The organism is Empedobacter sp. GD03797, from assembly GCF_029842105.1.
GTDB classification, from domain to species: domain Bacteria; phylum Bacteroidota; class Bacteroidia; order Flavobacteriales; family Weeksellaceae; genus Empedobacter; species Empedobacter falsenii_C.
Genome location: NZ_JAOCFS010000012.1, coordinates 48,053 through 67,678 on the forward strand (window position 1 = coordinate 48,053; position 19,626 = coordinate 67,678).

At 32.3% G+C, this 19,626-nt stretch carries 20 protein-coding genes; 1 reads left to right on the plus strand and 19 read right to left on the minus strand.

Annotation, left to right across the window (positions count from 1 at the left end; translation table 11 throughout):
• The 6 genes from N5D90_RS09680 to N5D90_RS09705 all read right to left on the minus strand — a co-directional run bounded on the left by N5D90_RS09680 (window position 1) and on the right by N5D90_RS09705 (window position 4,817).
• Window positions 1-678 (minus strand): response regulator transcription factor, encoded by a 678-nt coding sequence (locus N5D90_RS09680; RefSeq protein ID WP_280062319.1) that lies wholly within the window; start codon window positions 676-678, stop codon window positions 1-3.
• A gap of 144 nt (window positions 679-822) precedes the next feature.
• Window positions 823-1,650, minus strand: a complete 828-nt coding sequence (locus N5D90_RS09685; RefSeq protein ID WP_280062320.1) for a 5'-nucleotidase, lipoprotein e(P4) family — start codon at window positions 1,648-1,650, stop codon at window positions 823-825.
• Window positions 1,651-1,706: 56 nt separating this feature from the next.
• Window positions 1,707-2,258, minus strand: a complete 552-nt coding sequence (locus tag N5D90_RS09690; RefSeq protein ID WP_280062321.1) for a hypothetical protein — start codon at window positions 2,256-2,258, stop codon at window positions 1,707-1,709.
• A 58-nt stretch (window positions 2,259-2,316) separates the two neighbouring features.
• Window positions 2,317-2,493 (minus strand): hypothetical protein, encoded by a 177-nt coding sequence (locus N5D90_RS09695; RefSeq protein WP_280062322.1) that lies wholly within the window; start codon window positions 2,491-2,493, stop codon window positions 2,317-2,319.
• Between the two features lie 249 nt (window positions 2,494-2,742).
• Window positions 2,743-3,291 carry an acyl-CoA thioesterase gene (locus tag N5D90_RS09700; RefSeq protein ID WP_181816338.1) on the minus strand — a complete coding sequence of 183 codons (549 nt, stop codon included), beginning with the start codon at window positions 3,289-3,291 and terminating at the stop codon, window positions 2,743-2,745.
• Between the two features lie 23 nt (window positions 3,292-3,314).
• Window positions 3,315-4,817, minus strand: a complete 1,503-nt coding sequence (locus tag N5D90_RS09705; RefSeq protein WP_280062323.1) for a GH3 auxin-responsive promoter family protein — start codon at window positions 4,815-4,817, stop codon at window positions 3,315-3,317.
• A 349-nt stretch (window positions 4,818-5,166) separates the two neighbouring features.
• On the opposite strand from N5D90_RS09705, the gene N5D90_RS09710 reads away from it, so the two are divergent.
• Window positions 5,167-7,413: a tetratricopeptide repeat protein gene (locus N5D90_RS09710; RefSeq protein WP_280062324.1), complete on the plus strand. Its 2,247-nt coding sequence runs from the start codon at window positions 5,167-5,169 to the stop codon at window positions 7,411-7,413.
• A gap of 83 nt (window positions 7,414-7,496) precedes the next feature.
• On the opposite strand, the gene N5D90_RS09715 is transcribed toward N5D90_RS09710, so the two are convergent.
• The 13 genes from N5D90_RS09715 to N5D90_RS09775 form a co-directional block, all read right to left on the minus strand.
• Window positions 7,497-8,396, minus strand: a complete 900-nt coding sequence (locus tag N5D90_RS09715) for an AraC family transcriptional regulator (protein ID WP_280062325.1) — start codon at window positions 8,394-8,396, stop codon at window positions 7,497-7,499.
• Between the two features lie 58 nt (window positions 8,397-8,454).
• On the minus strand, window positions 8,455-9,342 hold the full coding sequence (locus N5D90_RS09720; RefSeq protein ID WP_280062326.1) for an urea transporter: 888 nt from the start codon (window positions 9,340-9,342) through the stop codon (window positions 8,455-8,457).
• A 16-nt stretch (window positions 9,343-9,358) separates the two neighbouring features.
• Entirely contained in the window at window positions 9,359-10,141 is a 783-nt protein-coding gene (locus tag N5D90_RS09725) for an urease accessory protein UreD (protein ID WP_280062327.1), read from the minus strand.
• Between the two features lies 1 nt (window position 10,142).
• Window positions 10,143-10,781 carry an urease accessory protein UreG gene (gene ureG / locus N5D90_RS09730; RefSeq protein ID WP_038336646.1) on the minus strand — a complete coding sequence of 213 codons (639 nt, stop codon included), beginning with the start codon at window positions 10,779-10,781 and terminating at the stop codon, window positions 10,143-10,145.
• A 21-nt stretch (window positions 10,782-10,802) separates the two neighbouring features.
• Window positions 10,803-11,492 carry an urease accessory protein UreF gene (locus N5D90_RS09735; protein ID WP_280062328.1) on the minus strand — a complete coding sequence of 230 codons (690 nt, stop codon included), beginning with the start codon at window positions 11,490-11,492 and terminating at the stop codon, window positions 10,803-10,805.
• An 11-nt stretch (window positions 11,493-11,503) separates the two neighbouring features.
• Window positions 11,504-12,004 (minus strand): urease accessory protein UreE, encoded by a 501-nt coding sequence (locus N5D90_RS09740; protein WP_280062329.1) that lies wholly within the window; start codon window positions 12,002-12,004, stop codon window positions 11,504-11,506.
• 5 nt (window positions 12,005-12,009) lie between these two features.
• Entirely contained in the window at window positions 12,010-12,642 is a 633-nt protein-coding gene (locus N5D90_RS09745; RefSeq protein WP_280062330.1) for a hypothetical protein, read from the minus strand.
• A gap of 82 nt (window positions 12,643-12,724) precedes the next feature.
• Window positions 12,725-14,446, minus strand: coding sequence for an urease subunit alpha (gene ureC, locus N5D90_RS09750; RefSeq protein WP_280062331.1), 1,722 nt, complete (start codon window positions 14,444-14,446; stop codon window positions 12,725-12,727).
• Window positions 14,427-14,816 carry an urease subunit beta gene (ureB, locus tag N5D90_RS09755; protein ID WP_280062332.1) on the minus strand — a complete coding sequence of 130 codons (390 nt, stop codon included), beginning with the start codon at window positions 14,814-14,816 and terminating at the stop codon, window positions 14,427-14,429. The genes ureC and ureB overlap by 20 nt, the downstream gene beginning before the upstream one ends.
• An 18-nt stretch (window positions 14,817-14,834) precedes the next feature.
• On the minus strand, window positions 14,835-15,137 hold the full coding sequence (ureA, locus tag N5D90_RS09760; RefSeq protein ID WP_038336653.1) for an urease subunit gamma: 303 nt from the start codon (window positions 15,135-15,137) through the stop codon (window positions 14,835-14,837).
• A gap of 712 nt (window positions 15,138-15,849) precedes the next feature.
• Entirely contained in the window at window positions 15,850-16,632 is a 783-nt protein-coding gene (locus tag N5D90_RS09765) for a DUF2490 domain-containing protein (protein ID WP_280062333.1), read from the minus strand.
• Window positions 16,633-16,659: 27 nt separating this feature from the next.
• Window positions 16,660-19,089, minus strand: a complete 2,430-nt coding sequence (locus N5D90_RS09770) for a TonB-dependent receptor (RefSeq protein WP_280062334.1) — start codon at window positions 19,087-19,089, stop codon at window positions 16,660-16,662.
• Window positions 19,067-19,621 carry a GNAT family N-acetyltransferase gene (locus N5D90_RS09775; RefSeq protein ID WP_280062335.1) on the minus strand — a complete coding sequence of 185 codons (555 nt, stop codon included), beginning with the start codon at window positions 19,619-19,621 and terminating at the stop codon, window positions 19,067-19,069. Before N5D90_RS09775 ends, N5D90_RS09770 begins: the two co-directional genes overlap by 23 nt.
• Window positions 19,622-19,626 lie beyond the last annotated feature (5 nt).

Sequence of the window (19,626 nt, forward strand, 5' to 3'; positions counted from 1 at the left end):
TTAAGCTTTAAACATATAACCAACGCCTTTTACTGTATGAATATATTTCATACCATTTTTCTCTATTTTATTACGCAAATACGAAATGTAAACATCCACAACATTGGTGTGATTATCGAATGTTATTCCCCAAACAGCATTTAAAATTTGGATACGAGTAACGGTTTTATCTATATTTTCGATTAAATAATTCAACAACTTAAATTCACGAGGAGAAAGCTCTGTTTCTTCTTGATTGACAAAAACTTTGTATTGATTCAAATCGATTTCTAAGTCATCAAAAATCAATTTATTTTCAGGAATTTCTTGTGAACGAAACTGATTACGACGCGTTAAAGCTTTGATTCGCGATAATAATTCGTCGAAATGAAATGGTTTTGTAATGTAATCATCTGCACCATAGTCCAAAGCCGAAACTTTATCTTGAACTGTATTTAATGCACTTAACATCAAAATTGGAGTGAATATTTTTTTGTAACGAAGTGTCTGTACAAGCTGAATTCCATCCATTTTTGGTAACATAATATCGCAAATAATCAAATCAAACTGAATCGTAAGAAATTCATCTAAAACAGTTTCGGCATCTTTACAAAGCGTAACCAAATGTCCATTTTCTTCTAATCCTTTGATTAAAAAATCGCTTATTCGCTTATCATCTTCGATTACTAAAATTTGCATACACTTTCCATTTTTTCAAAATTAATGAAATTGAATAAGATGAGATGAATGTAAAAAGTTTTCTAATTGGATTTTAATTTTTACAATTTTAGAAAAACAAAAAAAACTGTCCGATTAAGACAGTTTTCATTGTTAATTTATTCTTTATTTCACAGGAGTTTCTCTCGCTGCTTCGTATATAATCGAATCTCTTTGCTCTTGAGTCAAATCATATTTGTAATCAAATATTGCAGATTCCCAATCTCCATATCCAACATTAGGCAATACAATAAATCGTTTTCCAAATTCAGATTTTAAAGTTTCTACGGCTGCCGCTCTTTCTTTTTCAGATTTATGATTATCAAATAAAGAAGAAAAATCTGTCAAACTATCTCCCAACAATAAAACAATGTCATAATCTTTCGAAATATTTTGACGACGTGCTTCTTTACTGCTTTCTTTGCTTCTCAAAATCAAATTCTGAGCACTTTGAATTGGATAATTGTATTTTTCTAAATTTGCTAAAGTTCCAGGACGTTCCACTTCGTATCGATTTGTAACGTAAAAAATCTGAACACCTCTACTCGCCGCATACTGAAAAAAGTCTAATGAACCAGCCAAAGGCGTAGCAATTCCTTTCGACGTCCAATTTGCCCAAGTTTCTTGTGACCACGTTTTTCCTTGACGCGCCATTTCTACGGCATAGTACGAATTATCCAAAAAAGTTTCGTCAATATCCGTTACAATCGCCAAAGGTTTTGCACCTTTATTCGCAATTGCTTCATCCAATCTCATTTTAGCAACATTATAAGCTTGCTGGCTTAAGGCTTGATATTCAGCGGCACGTTGTTGAAAAAACGCGGCATAAATTTTACCATCAACTTGCAAACTTTTTTGCTGAACTTGTTGTTGTTCAGTAACTATTTTTGGTGTTTGACAAGCTGTTAATCCAAAAAGCATCAAGCTTCCAATCATCAATTGTATATGTTTCATATCTCTAAATTCTGAAATGCAAAATTAAGCCTTACAATTCAAATCAAAAAATCGGATTACTGAATGTATTTAATCGATTCGAAAGTTGTTTGATGAAAATAATTTTTGAACTGATGATGTTCTCCATTAATCTCTATATCGATCTCTAAATAATCATTTTGGTTAAAATGAATTAAATCTGTTTCGAAGAAATAAATATTTCGAATAACGTGAGATTCGGGTAAAATGGTATTTTTCAATAAAATATCATTAGTTCCCATTGCCAATTCTCCATAAAATGTAACATCTGCTTTGATCTTTTTTTGAGAAGAATTTGAATAAAAATCAGCTTCTACGATATTTATACGAACTGTTTTTTCAGTGTTATTTTGAATAGAAATTAAGAATTCTAATGTATTTTTTTTCTTTGTTACCGAATTTATTTTTACTTGAAATTCTGAAATGTGTTGATTAGAATCATCAATCAAATCATCATTTTTTCCAATTTCTATAAACGATATTTTTGGTTCTTCTTCTTTCGGAAGTGGTTTTTCTATTTGAGCTGTTTTTAGTTTTTTGTAAATAACAAACAGCACTAACAATACAAGTAAAATGAATAAATATTTCATTCTACAAATTTAAAAATTAAATCGTTTTTCTGATTTCGAAAAAAGGATTTGTTTCGCTTTAGACAATTTTTTTTCTGAAACGAAAAGCACAAAAAGCTAAAACAAGTACACTTCCTGCTACAGCCAAACTAATAGGATTTGAAGATTTAGAGCTATTTTTACTAAAATTTGTTTGTATTAATTGACTATTTAAACCAGAAGATTGAGCAAATGAAATAGTTGTACTTGCTATCAATAGTAATAAAAATTTGAAGAGAGTTTTCATAATAATGAATTAAATAAAAAGTTTGGTTTTGGTATTAAAAATTTATAAAACAAATACAATGCCTAATTTTCTTAAAATCAAATAATTTTCAATTTAGTCATGACCATTCAATAATCTTTTTTTTTTGAGGAGGATAAATCACAAACACTTATTTATCAACTATATAAAAAAACTCAATCCATTTACTGAATTGAGTCCTTTATTTATGATGTAAAAACTTTAATCTAGTTCTATTTTAACAAAATGATTGTCCAATAAATGATCAATTAAATCTTGTGATTTATAATCAATCGAATTTTTCACTTGCTCTTTTGCTTTTGTATGTTCTTCAATTCGATGCAAAGCTTTATAAAAGCGTCGAACTTCGTTCAGATTCTTCAAAATTAATTTTGGAGCTTCAGCTTTTTCTCCATTTTCTTCCTTACAAATCATCGTAAAATAAGACGAATTACAATGTTTAATTTCGCCTGTTTGAATGTTTTGACTTTCTACTCGAATTCCTACAACGATTGACGTTCTTCCGACATAGTTAACCGATGCTTTTAGGGTTAATAATTCTCCTACTTCTACTGGCGTTAAGAAATCTACTCTATCCACAGATGCCGTGACACAGTACTTTCCAGAGTATTTGGAAGCACATGCGAATGCAATTTGATCGAGTAGAGAAAGAATGAATCCACCATGTATTTTTCCACTAAAATTGGAATGTGATGGAAGCATTAATTGCGAAAAAGTTACCAATGAACTTTTTACCGTTTTGTAAATCATTTTATCTATTGTTGTGTGTGTGTTCAATTTGTAGTAATTAAGTTTAAATTGTAAAATTCATCTGCAATTTCGCGATTATTAGACAAACGAGGAACTTTATTTTGTCCACCCAATTTCCCTATCGATTTCATGTAATGTTGAAAACCTTCTGTTTTAACCTCAGAAACAACAAGAGGACGCAAAATATTTCCCGTAATCAAATCATCATAATATGTATTTTGATGACGCATTTGCGTATCCAATTCTTGATTAAAAATTGTTATATCTTCTGGTTTTTGATCAAATTCTATTAACCATTCGTGATAAGGCAAACCTTCTGTTGGATTGACTTGAGGCGCAACTGTAAACTCATTTACACTCGCTGGATATTTTTCTAAAGTTTTTTGCAAAGCCTGCTCCACTTCGTGACCAATTACATGTTCACCAAAAGCAGATGTATAATGTTTGATTCGACCAGAAACAACAATTCTATAAGGTTTTATCGAGGTAAAACGAACTGTGTCACCAATATTATATCCCCACAAACCTGCATTTGTATTGAGAATTAGCACATAATCTTTTCCAATTTCAACATCTTTCAAGGAAATTCGGGTTGGATTTTCATCAAAAAATTCATCAACTGGTACAAATTCATAAAAAATTCCGTTGTTCAATAAAAGCAATAAATCATCACTTTTTTGTGAATCTTGATATGCAATAAACCCTTCTGAAGCAGGATAAGTCTGAATACAATCTATTTTTCGACCAATTAATTGATTCACTTTATCGCGATATGGTTCATAATTTACACCTCCTGTTACCATTAATTGTAAATTCTTAAAAATCGACTGAACGTTTTCTTTTCCAGAAACTTTAATCAATCGTTCAAAATACATAATCAACCAAGGCGGAATCCCAGATATCAGCGTCATATCAGCTTTCACCGTTTCATCCACTACTCTATCCACTTTCGTTTCCCAATCTTCAATCACATTTGTTTCATAAGACGGCAAACGATTTTTTTGCAAATAATTTGGAACAAAATGCGCACTAATTCCAGAAAGTCGACCAATTTTCAATCCGTTTTTATCTTCGAGAATTGGACTTCCTTGCAAGAAAATCATTTTTCCGTCAACAAAATTAGAATTCTTTGTTTCATTAATATAAAACAATAAAGCATTTCGAGCAGAATTTATATGCGATGGAACAGACTCTTTTGTAAGCGGAATATATTTTGCACCAGAAGTTGTTCCAGAAGTTTTAGCCAAATAAAGAGGTTTTCCAGGCCAAAGAATATCAGGTTTCCCTTCAATTACCTCATCAAAATAATGTTTCAAACCTTCATAATCGTTGATTGGAACTTGCGATTTAAAATCTTCATAATTTTTGATTGATTCAAAATGATGATCAACTCCAAACTTTGTATTTTTTGCAGCAACAATCAATTCATTTAGAATTTTGTCTTGTGTTTCTAGCGGATTATTTATCCACCTTTGTTCTTTATTGACAATGTATTTTGCAAAAATTTTCGCTAAAAAAGCTTTCATGCTGTTCCTTTAAAACATTATTATTGGTCGAATTTAAACGAATATTCTAAATAATTTAACAACAATTGCAATGATTTTTCTTAGTCAAATCACTAATTACATTAAAGCTAAAACGTTAGCTATCATTTTATAATCATCCCGTAAAAAGTCGCTTCTCTATTATTTCTATTCCACATAAAATTATCTTATTTTTTCGAGGGATACAAGATTTTTTCTAATCGAACGTTTTATTGTAGATTTGTTTTTATTCGCTATCATGAAAAAGATTGTACTGAGTATCTTCGCCGCAAGTTTTTTAATCGGCTGTTCTACGCAAAAAAATAGTTTCAAAAACCGACAATATCACAAGATGACATCGTGGTTTAATGGAGTATTCAATGCTGAGGATGAGTTAGAAAAAAAGAACACAGAACTGCAAACAAATTATGTAGAAAATTACTCGAAGATTTTACCTGTTGGAATAGAATATTTTTCTGTTTCGGATTCTGCCAATTTAGGTGGATTTAATACACCCAATTTTGGTATTGGAGGTGGAAATCGAAATAATCAAGATAAAGTAGAAAAACCTGTAGGATTTGCTGCTGTAGAGGCAAAAGCTTCTAAAGCTATCGAAAAACATTCAATGTTAATCAAAGGAAAAGAAAATAATCCTTTGATGGGACGCGCTTATTTATTGATTGGAAAATCATTATTTTATCAAAAAAAATACTTTGAAGCGCTTGATGCTTTAAACTATGTTGTTAAAAATTTCAAAGATTCTAAATATGCTCAAGAAGCGCATGTTTATAAGACGGTTGCTGAAATAAAAGGTGGAAATTACTTTGATGGAGCCGAAACTTTGCAAAAACTTTATGAAAACGACCCGTATAAAAGCAAAGAATTAAAAACAATGATTGCGCGAACGTATGCTCAATTTTTGATTGATCAAAAAAAGTACGAAGAAGCACTTGATCCATTACAAAAAGCCGAATATTTTTCTACAAATAAAGATGAACGCGTTCGTATATTTTATACGTTAGGACAAGTTTTTTCTAAATTAGGAAAACAACAAGAAGCTGGTGAAGCTTTCACGCAAGTTTATAAAATGAAGCCTGGATTTGATATGGAAATCAAATCGCAATTGGCGATTGCAGCTAATTTTGATCCAAAAATTAATAATTACGGAAATTACAAGCAAAACTTGTTAGACATCGCGAATAAAGGAATTTATGCATCGAAGAAAAACGAGTTATACTACGGAATTTCTGAAATGGCTTTCCGAGCGGACAAAATGGATGATGCTGTAGAATATGCAAAATTGAGTTTGAAGGAACCAATGTCTGATCCTTATATTCGTGGGCGTGCTTTCGAAAATTATGGTGATATAAAATTCAAGCAAAACGATTATGTTTATGCTTCGGCTTATTATGATTCGGCACAAACGAGTTATAATTTACCAGAAGATCAAACGCGTATTCAGAAACGAAATGATGTTTTGAAAAAATTGATGGAGAAACATTATTTAGTTCAGAAAAATGATTCAATTCTAAAACTTGCTGCACTTCCAAAAGAAGATCAATCAAAATTCTTTACAGATTATATCGAAAAATTAAAGAAAAAAGAAGAAAAGCAAGCCATAGAAGAGCAAAAAGAAATGGAAACTTTTCAGTTAGAGAATAAAACGGCAAGTTTCACAACGAGTTTTAACAATGCTGATAAAGGAAAATTCTATTTCTATAATCAAAACTTAAAATCAACTGGACAGCAAGAATTCCAACGTATTTGGGGAGGAATTTCCTTAAAAGATAATTGGAGAAATTCGAATGCGATAAGTACTGCAATTGAGGATAAACAGAATGAATTGACAGGGCAAATTGCTGCTGGTGATCCAAGACGTTTTGAACTTGATTATTATTTAGATCAAATTCCAACTTCTCAAAAAGCTTTGAATGACTTGAAAGTTGTGAGAGATACAACTCAATTGTCTTTAGGGACTGGATATTTTGATATTTTCAATAACGCTGAGCTAGCTGGAAAAGAGCTGAAAGCCTTGGTTGCTTCGCCTCCAAAATCGGAAGATGTGTTATTAAAAGCGACTTATCAATTGTATCGTATTTATAAAAATCGTGATCAAAAATTAGAAGATGAATACAAGAATATCATTCTAACAAAGTATCCAAATACAATTTATGCAGGCTATATTCTTAATCCAGAAGTTGAATACATTACAGCTGAAACAAAAGAAGCTTTAGAAGCTTACAAAGTTGCTTATGCATTGTATCAAGATAAAAAATATGATGAAGTTAAGAAAAAAGTACAAGAAGCAATTGTGAAATTTCCGACAGAAATTATCGTTGCTAAATTTGCTTTATTAAATGCTTATGCGATCAAACAAACTGGAAAAGATAGCGATTTTGAGCAAGCTTTAGAAATTGTAGTTACCGCTTACGATGGTACTGAAGAAGCAAAACAAGCAAAACGTTTGTTGGAAAAATTGCGTAATCCTAAGAAGAATGTGGAGGAACCTGAAGCTACTCCTCCTAAAGCTCCAAAACAATTGGATAGAAATGAAAATATTAATATTAAAGAAGATACAAAAGCTAAAACAGCAAAATAATATAAAAAAAAGAGTTAATCTAGATTAACTCTTTTTTTTATATTATTACTTGATTTTTCTAATAATCATCTAAATCATTTTTCTTAAAAAACGGGATTCTTAGTAGATTGAGAATTCCAGATTTGTTCTCGGTATTCTTTCGGTGTAATACCTGCGACTTTTTTGAACAATTGTGTGAAATGTGAAGCGGTCTGAAAATTAAGCTCAAAAGCAATTTCAGAAATTCTTTTACTTGAATGCAATAATGCTTTGCTGTAATTAATATCCGTTTCGTTAATCCATTGTTTCGGCTTCTTTTGCGTAATATCTTTCACACATTTGTTGAGATAATTTTCTGTTACAAATAATTTATCTGCATAAAAAGTTACTTTCTTTTCTTCTATATGATGTTTAAAAAGCAAATCTTTAAACTGCAGCGAAAGCTCCATTGGACGTGTGGTTGTACTCGGAATTTCCTTGTAATCGATGTTGAGCAATTTTAATAAAACAACGTGTAACATTGCTACAATTATTTCATTAATCTCAAGGCTATTCAAGAAAATTTCTTGTTCCATTAAAACCAATAATTGATGAACGGTTTGAAAAGTAACTGCATCGAGTGATAAGTAAGGCGACATCAAGAAAATACTCGATTTATATTTTGGCAATTCTAATTCAGATAAAATATGATTTTCATACGCCAAAAAGAAGCCTTCTACATCATCAGACATTTCTACAGTTGCCGTAATTGTTCCTTGTTTTATAAAAATTATTTCATTTGCATTTACTACGTATTCTTTGTTTTCCAAATATTGCTTTATGCTTCCTTTGGTCACAAACATGATAAAATTAAACGTTGTTCGATACGGAATAACGGGCATTAAAATATCTTTCAGATAATACTCTAATCGATACAATTGTATATCCTCATTATTTCCTAAAACTTGATGGCTAAGATGGGCTAGAAATAGTTCTTTGTATTGTGAGTTTGATATCATTTCCATGGCAATGCTTTTTTAAAATGAAACTGTTTTTATTGTTCGAATTTTATGCCAAATTACATTATATTCCAAAAAATCGATCAGCGTTCTTTTTTATAAATAATGTGCACCAAGTTCCTACAACAAAAGGAAATGTAAGAACTCCTCCAAATGATGCGAAAATATTGGTTTTAACAAATAAAACATCAATCAAAACAGTGATAAAAACACCTAATAAAACCCAAAAACCATCTATTCGTTTGGTTCCAGCAAATACAATTGCCGTTAAAACAGCATTAAATCCAAATAATCCCATGTGAATTTGTTCTACTGGTTCTCCAAATAAATTTGAAATTTCTGCACTAAAAATTGAAGCTGCTAAACCGTACAAAGCCGCAGCGGGTGAACCAATAAAAACGGCAATAAAAAAGATGATACCAGACATTGGACCACCTTGAAAGATTACTTCTCCGAAACCATTTGTTGATGTAAACAAATCGTTTGTTTCTAATAAAGTTTGAGTATTTCCTGCAGTTGCAGGTCCTATTGTTGTAAAATGATGAATTCCGAAGATTAAACACCATGTTAATAGAATAAATGGTAAAGTAAAAGCTGGAATATTTCTTTTGATAAAAAAATGTTGAATAATCGCTGCTAATGCAGAAGCAACCACCAACAAAATCCAGATAAGAAAAGTAGAGTCGAACATAATTGTTAATGCAACACCCACTAACGCTGCACTAAATCCATATAAACCAGCGTTGATTTCTTCTTTGTCGTATTTCATTAAGATTGCTGTAATTGTCCCAACTGTTGTCGAAACAATTGCGCCAATTCCTCCTTCTATACTTCCTAAGAAAATACCAATCAAAAACAATAAACCTGTACTACTGTTTTCTTGTAACATGATTTGTCCTAAACCTTTTAGAACTTGATCTATAAATGGAACTTTCGTTAAAATTTTGTCCATGATTTTTTATTTGTTTCTATAATTCCCAAAGTAAATCTTGGGCAGCCAAGAAATAATTATACATTGCTTCTCCTCCTTGACTTAAAGCTCTTATGACGAAACCATTTCCGTCCAAAACAGAAATCCCAATTTCTACATTCGTATGTTTTTTTGCAGTTTCTAATAATGTTTCTACCAACGTAACTTTATCCGTTTCTGGTTTTGTACTAAAGAAAATAAAACTTCCTTGATGTGTATAATTTTCTAAAATACCAATACTGCTAATCGGAATTAAATCGGGCTGAATTAAGACATTATCTTTGACTACTAATTTGTTTTGATGATAGATTTTAGTCAAATTCTGAAAACGTTTTAACTTAAAAACTTCTCCCGAATGTTTGCGTCCACAAGTAATAATCTCACTAATAATAATTTGACTATTCTCTCCAATTGTAATAGCAGCGCTACTTTTGAAATTAGAGTTTTCATGAGGAACAACTGGATGCGGCACATATGCAAACGACGCATTGTTGTGTATATTAATCGTTAACTTTTGCGTTGCTTCGTCATCCATATTAAACAATCGTTGGTATGATTGTGATTGCAACTGAAGTGCTGCATTGTCTTCTACATCAATATTCAGAATATATTCGTCGCCATTCAAAATTCCAGGCGAAGAAGTCATCGTCATTTGATATAATTTATTATCTAATTTTCGTTGCCCAACAGATACAACACGGAAGGGTTTACCGACGTACAAATTTTTGACAAACGATTTACCTTCCTTGTATCCTGCAACAATATCTAATCTACATTCCATCTTATCTCAAAAGATTTGGTTCTTCGATTTCTTCTAAAAGTGCATATTTTTTAATCCAACCAATCACGCTATCCAAACCTTCTTCTGTTTTTAGGTTTGTAAAAACGAAAGGTGCTCCATTTCTCATGCGTTTTGTATCGCTTTCCATCACTTCTAAACTTGCTCCTACGTGTGGCGCTAAATCTATTTTGTTGATGATTAATAAATCTGAACGTTGGATACCAGGTCCTCCTTTTCTTGGAATTTTTTCTCCTTCTGCAACATCAATAATAAAAATCGTCACATCAGCTAAATCTGGGCTATACGTTGCTGCTAAATTATCTCCTCCACTTTCGATTAAAATCAATTCGATATCAGGAAAACGATCTGCTAATTCATCAACTGCTTCCAAATTCATACTTGCATCTTCACGAATCGCTGTATGAGGACAACCTCCAGTCTCTACACCAATAATTCTATCTTCTGGTAAAAGACTATTTTTTGCCATAAATTTTGCATCTTCTGAACAAAAAATATCGTTTGTGATTACTCCTAAATTATAATCACTAAACATTTTTCGACTTAATTTTTCTAATAAAGCTGTTTTTCCAGAACCTACAGGTCCACAAACTCCAACTTTGATATATTTTCTATTTTCCATTTTGAATATTGTTTATAAAATTTATGACATGTATAAGCGAGAATATAAGCGTTCGTGTTGCATACATCTGATATCAAACGATGTGTTGCATAAGCCTACATATTCTCTATCTAATTCTATTGTTTCTTTGGCTGTTTGAGAAATTGTTTCGTACAAATCGAACATTAAATCTTGTCCATCCAATTGTCCCAAAGGCACTAATTTTACTGCGTTTGTTACAATTCCAGAAGCCGAAGTGTAGTAAAAAGCAAACAAAGCTTCGTAAAGTGGAATTTGCAATAAACTGGTATAAATTCCGAAAACAATCGCGTAATTAGAATAAGCGATGTTTTGTTTGATGCTGCGCTCGTATTCTTCAACAAATTCTGATTCTACGCGACGTTTGAAAATTTTGATTAAACGCAAACCTAATTTCTGACTTGCTTGTCTGATTTCTTTTGGCGCTTTTAGAGCAGAACATTCTTCATCTAATTTCAAAATTTCTTTCAAATCTGAATGTTGAGTTGCTTCGTAAGCTAATTTTACAAAAGCACCATCATTATATTTCAGATTATATTTCATCATATTTTCTACAAACTCTTGCGCCGTTTGTTTGTTATTGACGATTCCATTCTGAATATAAGTTTCTAATCCATTCGAATGTGTATAAGCACCAATCGGTAAAGTAGGATCAGAAATATGTAATAAACTTGCTAAAAATTCTTGTTTCATTCTTTATCTTTTTACGATAATTTTATTTTCAGATTTTTTGTAGACATTGAACCTCCTACTTTGGTCTCGCGATGATGATCTACATTGGCATTCAATAGATGTAGGAGTTTTAAATCTTGAACTTTTGGATTGTAGCCAGATGATTCTAACCAGCGAAAAATGGTCAATTCGAAAGGCATAAGCAACAAATCATTTTCATTGTAAAGTGGTAAATGTTTGTTTCCTATTTCGTGGCAAAGTGCGCTCATTTCGAGAATAGATTGAGGAGAAAGTACAATCGTTTTGGTTTCTAAAACATTCACAACAATTGCCGTTTCGTCATCTATAAAAAGAATATCACCATCGTGCAAACGTTGTTTATCTTTCAAAAATTTGATCGCGACATCTTTTCCACCCCTTGTTCTTTTGCGTTGAATTCTTTTGGTTGTTTCGTACCAATCCAAATCCAAATAATCAATTGATTGTGAAATTGATTGTTCCGCAACAGTTCCTATTCTCTCATTAATAATCATCTTGCTTAATTTTTTCTTCTAAAATCGATATTTTTAGATACGCCCATTCCAAATGCAGAGCCATTAACTCCAGCAACAGATGTTTTTGTCCAACCTTCTTTTGATTTTGTTTCTAACAGCGAAAAATCTGCAAATCTAAATTTCAATCCCCAGCCGCCGCCTAAAACAATTCCAATCATAGGATAACCTCTCAATCGAAAACCATTAAAATTTTCCATAGATGCTGTTGTTTCAGACAATTGTTGTCCCCAAACATAATGCACATCAAAATGCGCAATTAGCGTAAAATATTTACCAAGCGCCAAGGACGGACTATACCAAATCCCTGTTTCATTTTGTTTACTTACAACTTGATAATTGACATTATCTTCGGTATATGCGTAGTTAATCCCAATCGCATCATTATTATTGAAGAAATACCCTATTCCAATCGGAGCACTTGAGACGTTGCTGCTACGACCAGATGGCGACGTAACTTTAGAATAATCCAATGAACCATATAGTGAAAATTGCCCTTTTGGACCTTCATCATTGTCTTTCAATCTCATTCCTCCTAAGATTTGCCCGTTCATTTTCCCTGAAATCAATGACATTCCAATTACTGCAATTGAAAAAACTATTTGATTAAAATTTATCATTTATACTTAAAAACCTGATTTTATTATTTCATTAAAAATATTTGAAAAGGCTCAACACATTGTCTGAGCCTATTTTTAATGATTAGAATAAATAATACAATTGAGCTAAAGGAACTACTTCCGATGGTTCGCATGTAATATATTCTCCGTCAACATATACTTTATAATTTTCTGCATTCACTTCGATATTTGGTGTTTTATCGTTGTGAATCAAATCTTTTTTACCAATATTTCTACAGTTTTTAACAGGTAAGAAAACTCTGTTCAAATTATAGCTATCAATTGTTCCGTTATCGATAGAAGCCTGAGAAACAAATGTGATATTCGTTTTCTGAACTGCTTTACCGAAAGAACCAAACATATTTCTGTAAATAACTGGTTGTGGAGTTGGAATAGATCCGTTTGGATCTCCCATTTTACTACCTGCGATAAATCCTCCTTTCAAGATCATTTCTGGTTTAACACCAAACATAGCAGGTTTCCAGATGACTAAATCGGCAATTTTACCAACCTCAACAGATCCAATATAATCTGAGATTCCGTGTGCTATTGCAGGATTGATTGTATATTTTGCGATGTAACGTTTTGCGCGGAAGTTATCATTGTCATGACCTTTATCTTCTTCAATTTCTCCACGTTGATCTTTCATTTTACTTGCCGTTTGCCAAGTTCTTGAAATTACTTCTCCAGGACGTCCCATTGCTTGAGAATCTGAACTCATGATACTGAAAACACCCATATCATGTAAAATATCTTCGGCAGCAATTGTTTCTGGACGAATACGAGAATCAGCGAATGCTACATCTTCAGGGATATTTTTACTCAAATGGTGACAAACCATTAACATATCCAAGTGCTCATCAATCGTGTTAACTGAATAAGGACGAGTTGGATTTGTAGACGCTGGTAATACATTTGGATACATCGCGGATTTAATGATATCTGGCGCGTGACCTCCACCAGCTCCTTCTGTATGGAATGTATGAATAACACGACCATTGATCGCTTCCATTGTATCTTCTAAGAAACCACCTTCGTTTAATGTATCTGTGTGAATCGCAACTTGTACATCATATTTATCTGCAACTTTCAATGCTGCATCAATTGTAGATGGTGTTGCACCCCAGTCTTCGTGAATTTTTACTCCTAAAGCTCCTGCTTCTATTTGCTCTTCAATTGGCTCAACAGTTGCACAGTTTCCTTTTCCGAAAAATCCAAAATTCATTGGAAAAGACTCAGTCGCTTCCATCATTTTTTGAATATTGAATTTTCCTGGCGTAACCGTTGTTGCATTAGAACCGTCATTAGGTCCTGTACCTCCACCAATCATTGTTGTAATACCACTGAATAAAGAAGTATTGATTTGTTGCGGAGAAATGTAGTGAATGTGTGTATCGATACCACCAGCTGTCACAATCATTCCAGCTCCATTGTGTACTTCTGTCGAAGCTCCGATAATCATTCCTTCAGTAATTCCGTCCATTGTATCTGGGTTACCAGCTTTACCAATACCAACGATTTTACCATCTTTGATTCCGATATCTGCTTTTACAATTCCCCAGTGATCAATAATAATTGCACGCGTAATACAAAGGTCTAAAACACCTTCTGCACGCAATTTTGTAGAGTTTTGTCCCATACCATCACGTACAGTTTTACCTCCTCCAAAAATTGATTCATCTCCATAATGTCCAAAATCATCTTCAATTTCGATGATAAGATTTGTATCTCCTAAACGTACTTTATCTCCCGTTGTAGGGCCTAAAATATTGGCGTATTGTTTTCTATCTACTTTCAAGCTCATGTTCTAATGTTTTAAAATTGTGAGATTTCATATTCTCTAATGCTTGTTGTTTTTGCTCGTCTGATTCTATAGAACCTTGAACTAAATTGCTGAATCCGTACATTTTTTTGTCACCAGCGATCTCTACTAATTCAACTTCCTTTTCTTCTCCTGGCTCAAAACGAATAGCTGTACTTGAAATAATGTTTAATCGTTTTCCGAAAGCAGCTTCACGATCAAAAAGCATCGCTTTATTTACTTCGAAAAAGTGGAAATGAGAACCAACTTGTATTGGTCGATCTCCTGTATTAATCACATTAATTTTTACCGTATCTCTACCTTCGTTACAAACGATTGTTCCTTCTTTTACAAAAATTTCTCCTGGTATCATTTTCTTTTATTTTTAGAATTAACGAATAGGATTATGAACCGTTACCAACTTTGTTCCGTCAGGAAAAGTCGCCTCCACTTGTACATCGTGTATCATTTCTGCAACTCCTGGCATTACATCGTCAGTTGTTAAGATGTTTGCACCTTCTTGCATCAATTCTGCAACTCGTTTCCCATCTCTTGCACCTTCCAAAATAAAGTGGCTGATAAGCGCAATAGATTCTGGATAATTTAATTTTACGCCTCTTGCTTTACGTTTCAACGCAAGCTCTCCAGCAGTATGTAACATTAGCTTTTCTAATTCGCGTGGTGTTAAATGCATTTTTTTATTTTTTAAAAAATTAGATATTTATCCTACACATTGATGTAAACAATTTGTGTATGAATATGTTGAATTTTGACAATAAGAATCCTTCATTGCTTAGCTAAAAACAACGAAATCTATTGTAGATTAATAAAAATTAATTATTTGTAATCGATTTGTAGCGAATGAAATAAGACGTATTTCGGTAAACTTTTTAAAGTCTTGACTTCAATTGTTTCCGATATTTTTTGATAAAAGGTTTGATGAAAATAAATAGTCAAAAAACGAACAAACAAATCACAATCGAATGTAAAAATTTCTGATTCTGATTTATTTTCATCAACTGATAATAGATTGAAATTATCAAATTGAGTAGATAATTTTTTTCCACAATCTATTTGTTCTGTGTGTTCTCTATGCGCCTCGACAAGACTTCTCGTTTGAGAAAACTTCGAGATAATTATTACGATCGTAATAAATAACATTAAAAATACTATAGAGAAAACCTTTTTCATTACTGATGTAAAATTAGACGTTTTACTTTGTTCGTTTCTTACTTAAAAAATCAGATAAATATTCAAAAACGTGACAATTTCATTCTTTTTGACTATTCTAAAACCTTTGATGAATAATACTTAATCTTACTTAAAAATGATTAATCTACTCATTTTAAATAATTTAATTATTTATTAAAATAAATCATTATCATTCAAAATCACTTATTTAATTTCTACGGAAGCTTCCAAACCAAATCAACTGCAACATAATGCACACCCGATTTTGCTTCTGAATAATTCCTAATCAAGTTGTTAACATAACCAATATCCATCGTCAATGGAGAATTCGGAATTTGGAACATATAATAAAGCCCCAAACGCGTTTCTTTGTACGCATATTTTGTCCAATGTTTTTCCACATCATTCATATAACTCGTCGCAAACAAGCCTTCGGCACTAAGCGCTAAAGATTGCTTATTCTTTTCAGAAATTGGATACGTTAATTGCGATTTTACACGTGTTCTTAACTGAAAGTTTTCATCAACTTCATTAAAATCAGCATCAAAAAACTTTCTGAATTCTTGTCTAATTGTATTCTTCCATTTAAACTTTCCTAAATTCGCAGTATACGCATAACGCCCATAAACTCTAAACTCCTGCTCTATTCCTTCTTTGTGAAAAGGCGCTTCAGAATCAAATTCATTTTGACGACGATAACTTATCGCATAACTATATTGTTGATTTGGTTTGAATTTATTGTAAATCTCATAATTCAAGACTAAAATCGCAGGTTTATCAACTGGATTATAATTATCTGGTGAACTTTTTCGTCCCATTCCAACATATGCAACCGCATATTTATTTCCTGTAGAATCTAACTTATGTTGCACACCAAAAGCAGCCCAAGAAGCGGTTTTAGCTTTCCCTAAACCTGGAGGACTTAGTTGTCCAAAACTATTACTAATCGTGAATAAAAAGGCAGCAACAATACTTATTTTACGTGTAATTGAAATCATTTTTGTGTTTTGTTTGTTTTATTTTTTTTAGAATGAATAGCTTAACGTAGCCATCATATTACTTGGAGATCCAGGAAAAACTCTAGTGTAATCAATTCCTCCTTGGAAATAATATTTATCGAAAATATTATTGAACTGTACTGAAATTTTTAATGGGTTCAAATCATAATAAATTGCAGCATTCACCACTGTGTAATCTGGCAAAAATCCCCACTCAGCATTCCCTTGTGCATCTTTCCCAACAGAATTTTCCATACGTCGATCGCTAACATAAGAAGCGCCAAGACCAAATCCTAAACCTTTGAAAGTATCATGTAAAACCGAATATTTCAGCCATACATTCGCCATATTTTTCGGTGCATTTGGCAAAGGCATTCCAACTTCCGAAGCAACAGAAGAAGCTTTAACCTCTGTATCTGTGTACGTATAATTGAAACTCATTTGTAAATTACGATGCAATTGTCCACGTAGATCAAGCTCCAAACCTTTCGAAGAAACTTTACCCGATTGACGATAAACAGGGAAACCAGCATCACTCAATTGTCCTGTTGGCATCATCATATCATTGCGTTGAATTTGATAAAGTGCTAAATCTATTTGTAATTTTTTCTTGAAAAATTCTGTTTTCAATCCTGTTTCTAGTTGGAAACTTCTCTCTGATTTGAATGGTTTATCAGCACCGTAATTTTTGTAATTCGCTACATAATCGGTAGCAATTGGCACATAACCTTGCGAATAATTAGCGAAATAATTTATTGTTGCCGTTACTTTATACGTTAATCCCACACGAGGTAACCATGTATCTTGAGTTGCTGAATAAGGCGTTTTTGGATCTGCACTTTCCGATGTATAATGCTCATAACGCAAACCAAATAACATTTCTAATCGATTAAATTTTACTTGATCTTGTACATAAACACCAGTTGTTTTGTAAGAACTCAAAAATGGAAAAGATGCTTGTTTTAACCATTTGTAAGAAGATAAATCTTTCGATTCGTAAACTGGATGATTCAAATCAAATGTCAACGGAACAATTTCTCCATTCACCTCTTTGCTTCTCGCCTCTTTCTGCTGATTGTCCGCATCTGGCTTATATTGCGCATAATCAACACCAAAAATTATATTTTGTTTTACTTGTCCTTTTTGCAATTTATAATTCAAAAAAGCAACAGCATTATCTGTATAATCAGTTGCTTCACGAGACAAGAAACGCATGTTTACAATTGTGTTGTAAGGCGTGTCTGCAAAGCTATTCAACGTTCTGTGTTCGTTTAATTTTTCTTTATAAATTGATTTCGAATAATTAAGCGTTAATGATAAATTTTCTAAAATCTTTTGTGTCAATTTTGTACGAAACGAAAATGTTTCTGTTTTGAAAAAATCTGATGGTTGAGACAATGTAAAAGAACGATTGATTGCATATAAATCTGTTTGTTTCACGCCCATTCCACGATCCAAATAGCCATCAAAATTATCGTAAGTTAAATCCACATCGATTTGTGTTCCTTTTCTTGGTTTGAACGTAAAAGATGGCGCAACCGAAACTATTTTTTGATTGTTATTTTTTCTGAATGTTTTACTTGTTTGATAACCTGCATTCAATCGATAAAATAAATTATTACTCAATGGTCCACCAATATCCAAGGTTGTACGTAAAGTTTCAAAACTTCCTGATGAAAAACTAACAGCTCCTTTAAAATCTTCCAATGTTTTTTTAGTCACTAAATTGATTGTTCCACCTGGCGCAATATCACCAAATAAAGTTCCTCCCGAACCTTTCAAAACCTCAATTCTTTCCAAATTGATAGTCAAAGGAGAATTGAAATAACTTGTTCCATAACCAAAACCAGAACGTAAACCATTCACCAAACGCAAACTATTTCCGTATCCGCTGCTAAAACCTCTCAACGTATAATCGTCATAAGAAGAAGCTTGATTAACTCCCGATAAATCATGCACCATATCCGAAACTTTGAATGCTTGTTTATCATCCATCAATTGGCGATTCGCAATGCTAATTGTTTGTGGTAAATCTTTCAGATTTCCATTCAATTTTCCATCAAAAGTGATCGTATGTTGATAATATGAATTCTTTTTGTCCGAACTAATTAAAACTTCTCCTAATTGCGTTGATTCCTTTGATAAATAGATTTTAAGACCAGTTTGCTCATTCCAATTTTGTTTTGTAATCACAAAATTTGTTGAATTCAAACCATCAGCCATAATCGAAATTATCAACGGAAGTTGAACTTCTTTTTCGAATTTAAACTCTCCATTTTCAGCAGTTTTTACGTTGTATGTGTCATTTTCGATCGAAATAATTGCATTCGAAATTGGTTGATCTTCTTGATTAAGAACTTTACCAAAAATCATTTTTGCTTCTTGTGCAGTAGCTGTTATTCCAAGAAAAATGAAAAAACTGAACGTGATAATTTTATACATGAAAGATATTTTCATTTTGAGAAATATTATTTTTTAATTCAATTGTACCAATCTCTTTTTGCATGTGATAAGTCGGAAAATTTGATTCTTCGCAAAACATCATCAAATCAAAACCTTGTTTCAACCAAAATTCATATGCTCCTGGCAAACTTGGATGCGTGTGCAAATACAAACGATGAATATTTTTTTGATGCGCTTGTTTTTCCAATTCCTGAAACAATTGCGTTCCCAAACCAAATCGACGATAAGCTGGTTCGACAAACAAACGAGCAACCTCAACCGTTTTTTCTTTACCAACAGAAAGATGAGGAAAACGATAATCGAAAGGCATCATACCGATAACGCCAATAATTTTACTGTTTTCATCACGCGCCTGAAGAAAAATTCCAGTTTGGTTTTCGATGTAATTTGATATAAAATTCAACAAGTCTTTTGGAACAATTGTTGGATCTAATGTTGGAAATAAATCGCGTCTAAACTCGATCACATAAGGCAATATTTCTTCGACCTGATGAGTTTCAACAGGTGTAATTTTTATATTTTTCATTCAAT

Bases quoted from the DNA above. Each gene is read 5' to 3' on its own strand.
- N5D90_RS09680 (WP_280062319.1), bottom strand. From the start codon at position 678: ATGCAAATTTTAGTAATCGAAGATGATAAGCGAATAAGCGATTTTTTA.
- N5D90_RS09685 (WP_280062320.1), bottom strand. From the start codon at position 1,650: ATGAAACATATACAATTGATGATTGGAAGCTTGATGCTTTTTGGATTA.
- N5D90_RS09690 (WP_280062321.1), bottom strand. From the start codon at position 2,258: ATGAAATATTTATTCATTTTACTTGTATTGTTAGTGCTGTTTGTTATT.
- N5D90_RS09700 (WP_181816338.1), bottom strand. From the start codon at position 3,291: ATGATTTACAAAACGGTAAAAAGTTCATTGGTAACTTTTTCGCAATTA.
- N5D90_RS09705 (WP_280062323.1), bottom strand. From the start codon at position 4,817: ATGAAAGCTTTTTTAGCGAAAATTTTTGCAAAATACATTGTCAATAAA.
- N5D90_RS09710 (WP_280062324.1), top strand. From the start codon at position 5,167: ATGACATCGTGGTTTAATGGAGTATTCAATGCTGAGGATGAGTTAGAA.
- N5D90_RS09715 (WP_280062325.1), bottom strand. From the start codon at position 8,396: ATGGAAATGATATCAAACTCACAATACAAAGAACTATTTCTAGCCCAT.
- N5D90_RS09720 (WP_280062326.1), bottom strand. From the start codon at position 9,342: ATGGACAAAATTTTAACGAAAGTTCCATTTATAGATCAAGTTCTAAAA.
- N5D90_RS09725 (WP_280062327.1), bottom strand. From the start codon at position 10,141: ATGGAATGTAGATTAGATATTGTTGCAGGATACAAGGAAGGTAAATCG.
- ureG (WP_038336646.1), bottom strand. From the start codon at position 10,781: ATGGAAAATAGAAAATATATCAAAGTTGGAGTTTGTGGACCTGTAGGT.
- N5D90_RS09735 (WP_280062328.1), bottom strand. From the start codon at position 11,492: ATGAAACAAGAATTTTTAGCAAGTTTATTACATATTTCTGATCCTACT.
- N5D90_RS09740 (WP_280062329.1), bottom strand. From the start codon at position 12,004: ATGATTATTAATGAGAGAATAGGAACTGTTGCGGAACAATCAATTTCA.
- N5D90_RS09745 (WP_280062330.1), bottom strand. From the start codon at position 12,642: ATGATAAATTTTAATCAAATAGTTTTTTCAATTGCAGTAATTGGAATG.
- ureC (WP_280062331.1), bottom strand. From the start codon at position 14,446: ATGAGCTTGAAAGTAGATAGAAAACAATACGCCAATATTTTAGGCCCT.
- ureB (WP_280062332.1), bottom strand. From the start codon at position 14,816: ATGATACCAGGAGAAATTTTTGTAAAAGAAGGAACAATCGTTTGTAAC.
- ureA (WP_038336653.1), bottom strand. From the start codon at position 15,137: ATGCATTTAACACCACGCGAATTAGAAAAGCTAATGTTACATACTGCT.
- N5D90_RS09765 (WP_280062333.1), bottom strand. From the start codon at position 16,632: ATGATTTCAATTACACGTAAAATAAGTATTGTTGCTGCCTTTTTATTC.
- N5D90_RS09770 (WP_280062334.1), bottom strand. From the start codon at position 19,089: ATGAAAATATCTTTCATGTATAAAATTATCACGTTCAGTTTTTTCATT.
- N5D90_RS09775 (WP_280062335.1), bottom strand. From the start codon at position 19,621: ATGAAAAATATAAAAATTACACCTGTTGAAACTCATCAGGTCGAAGAA.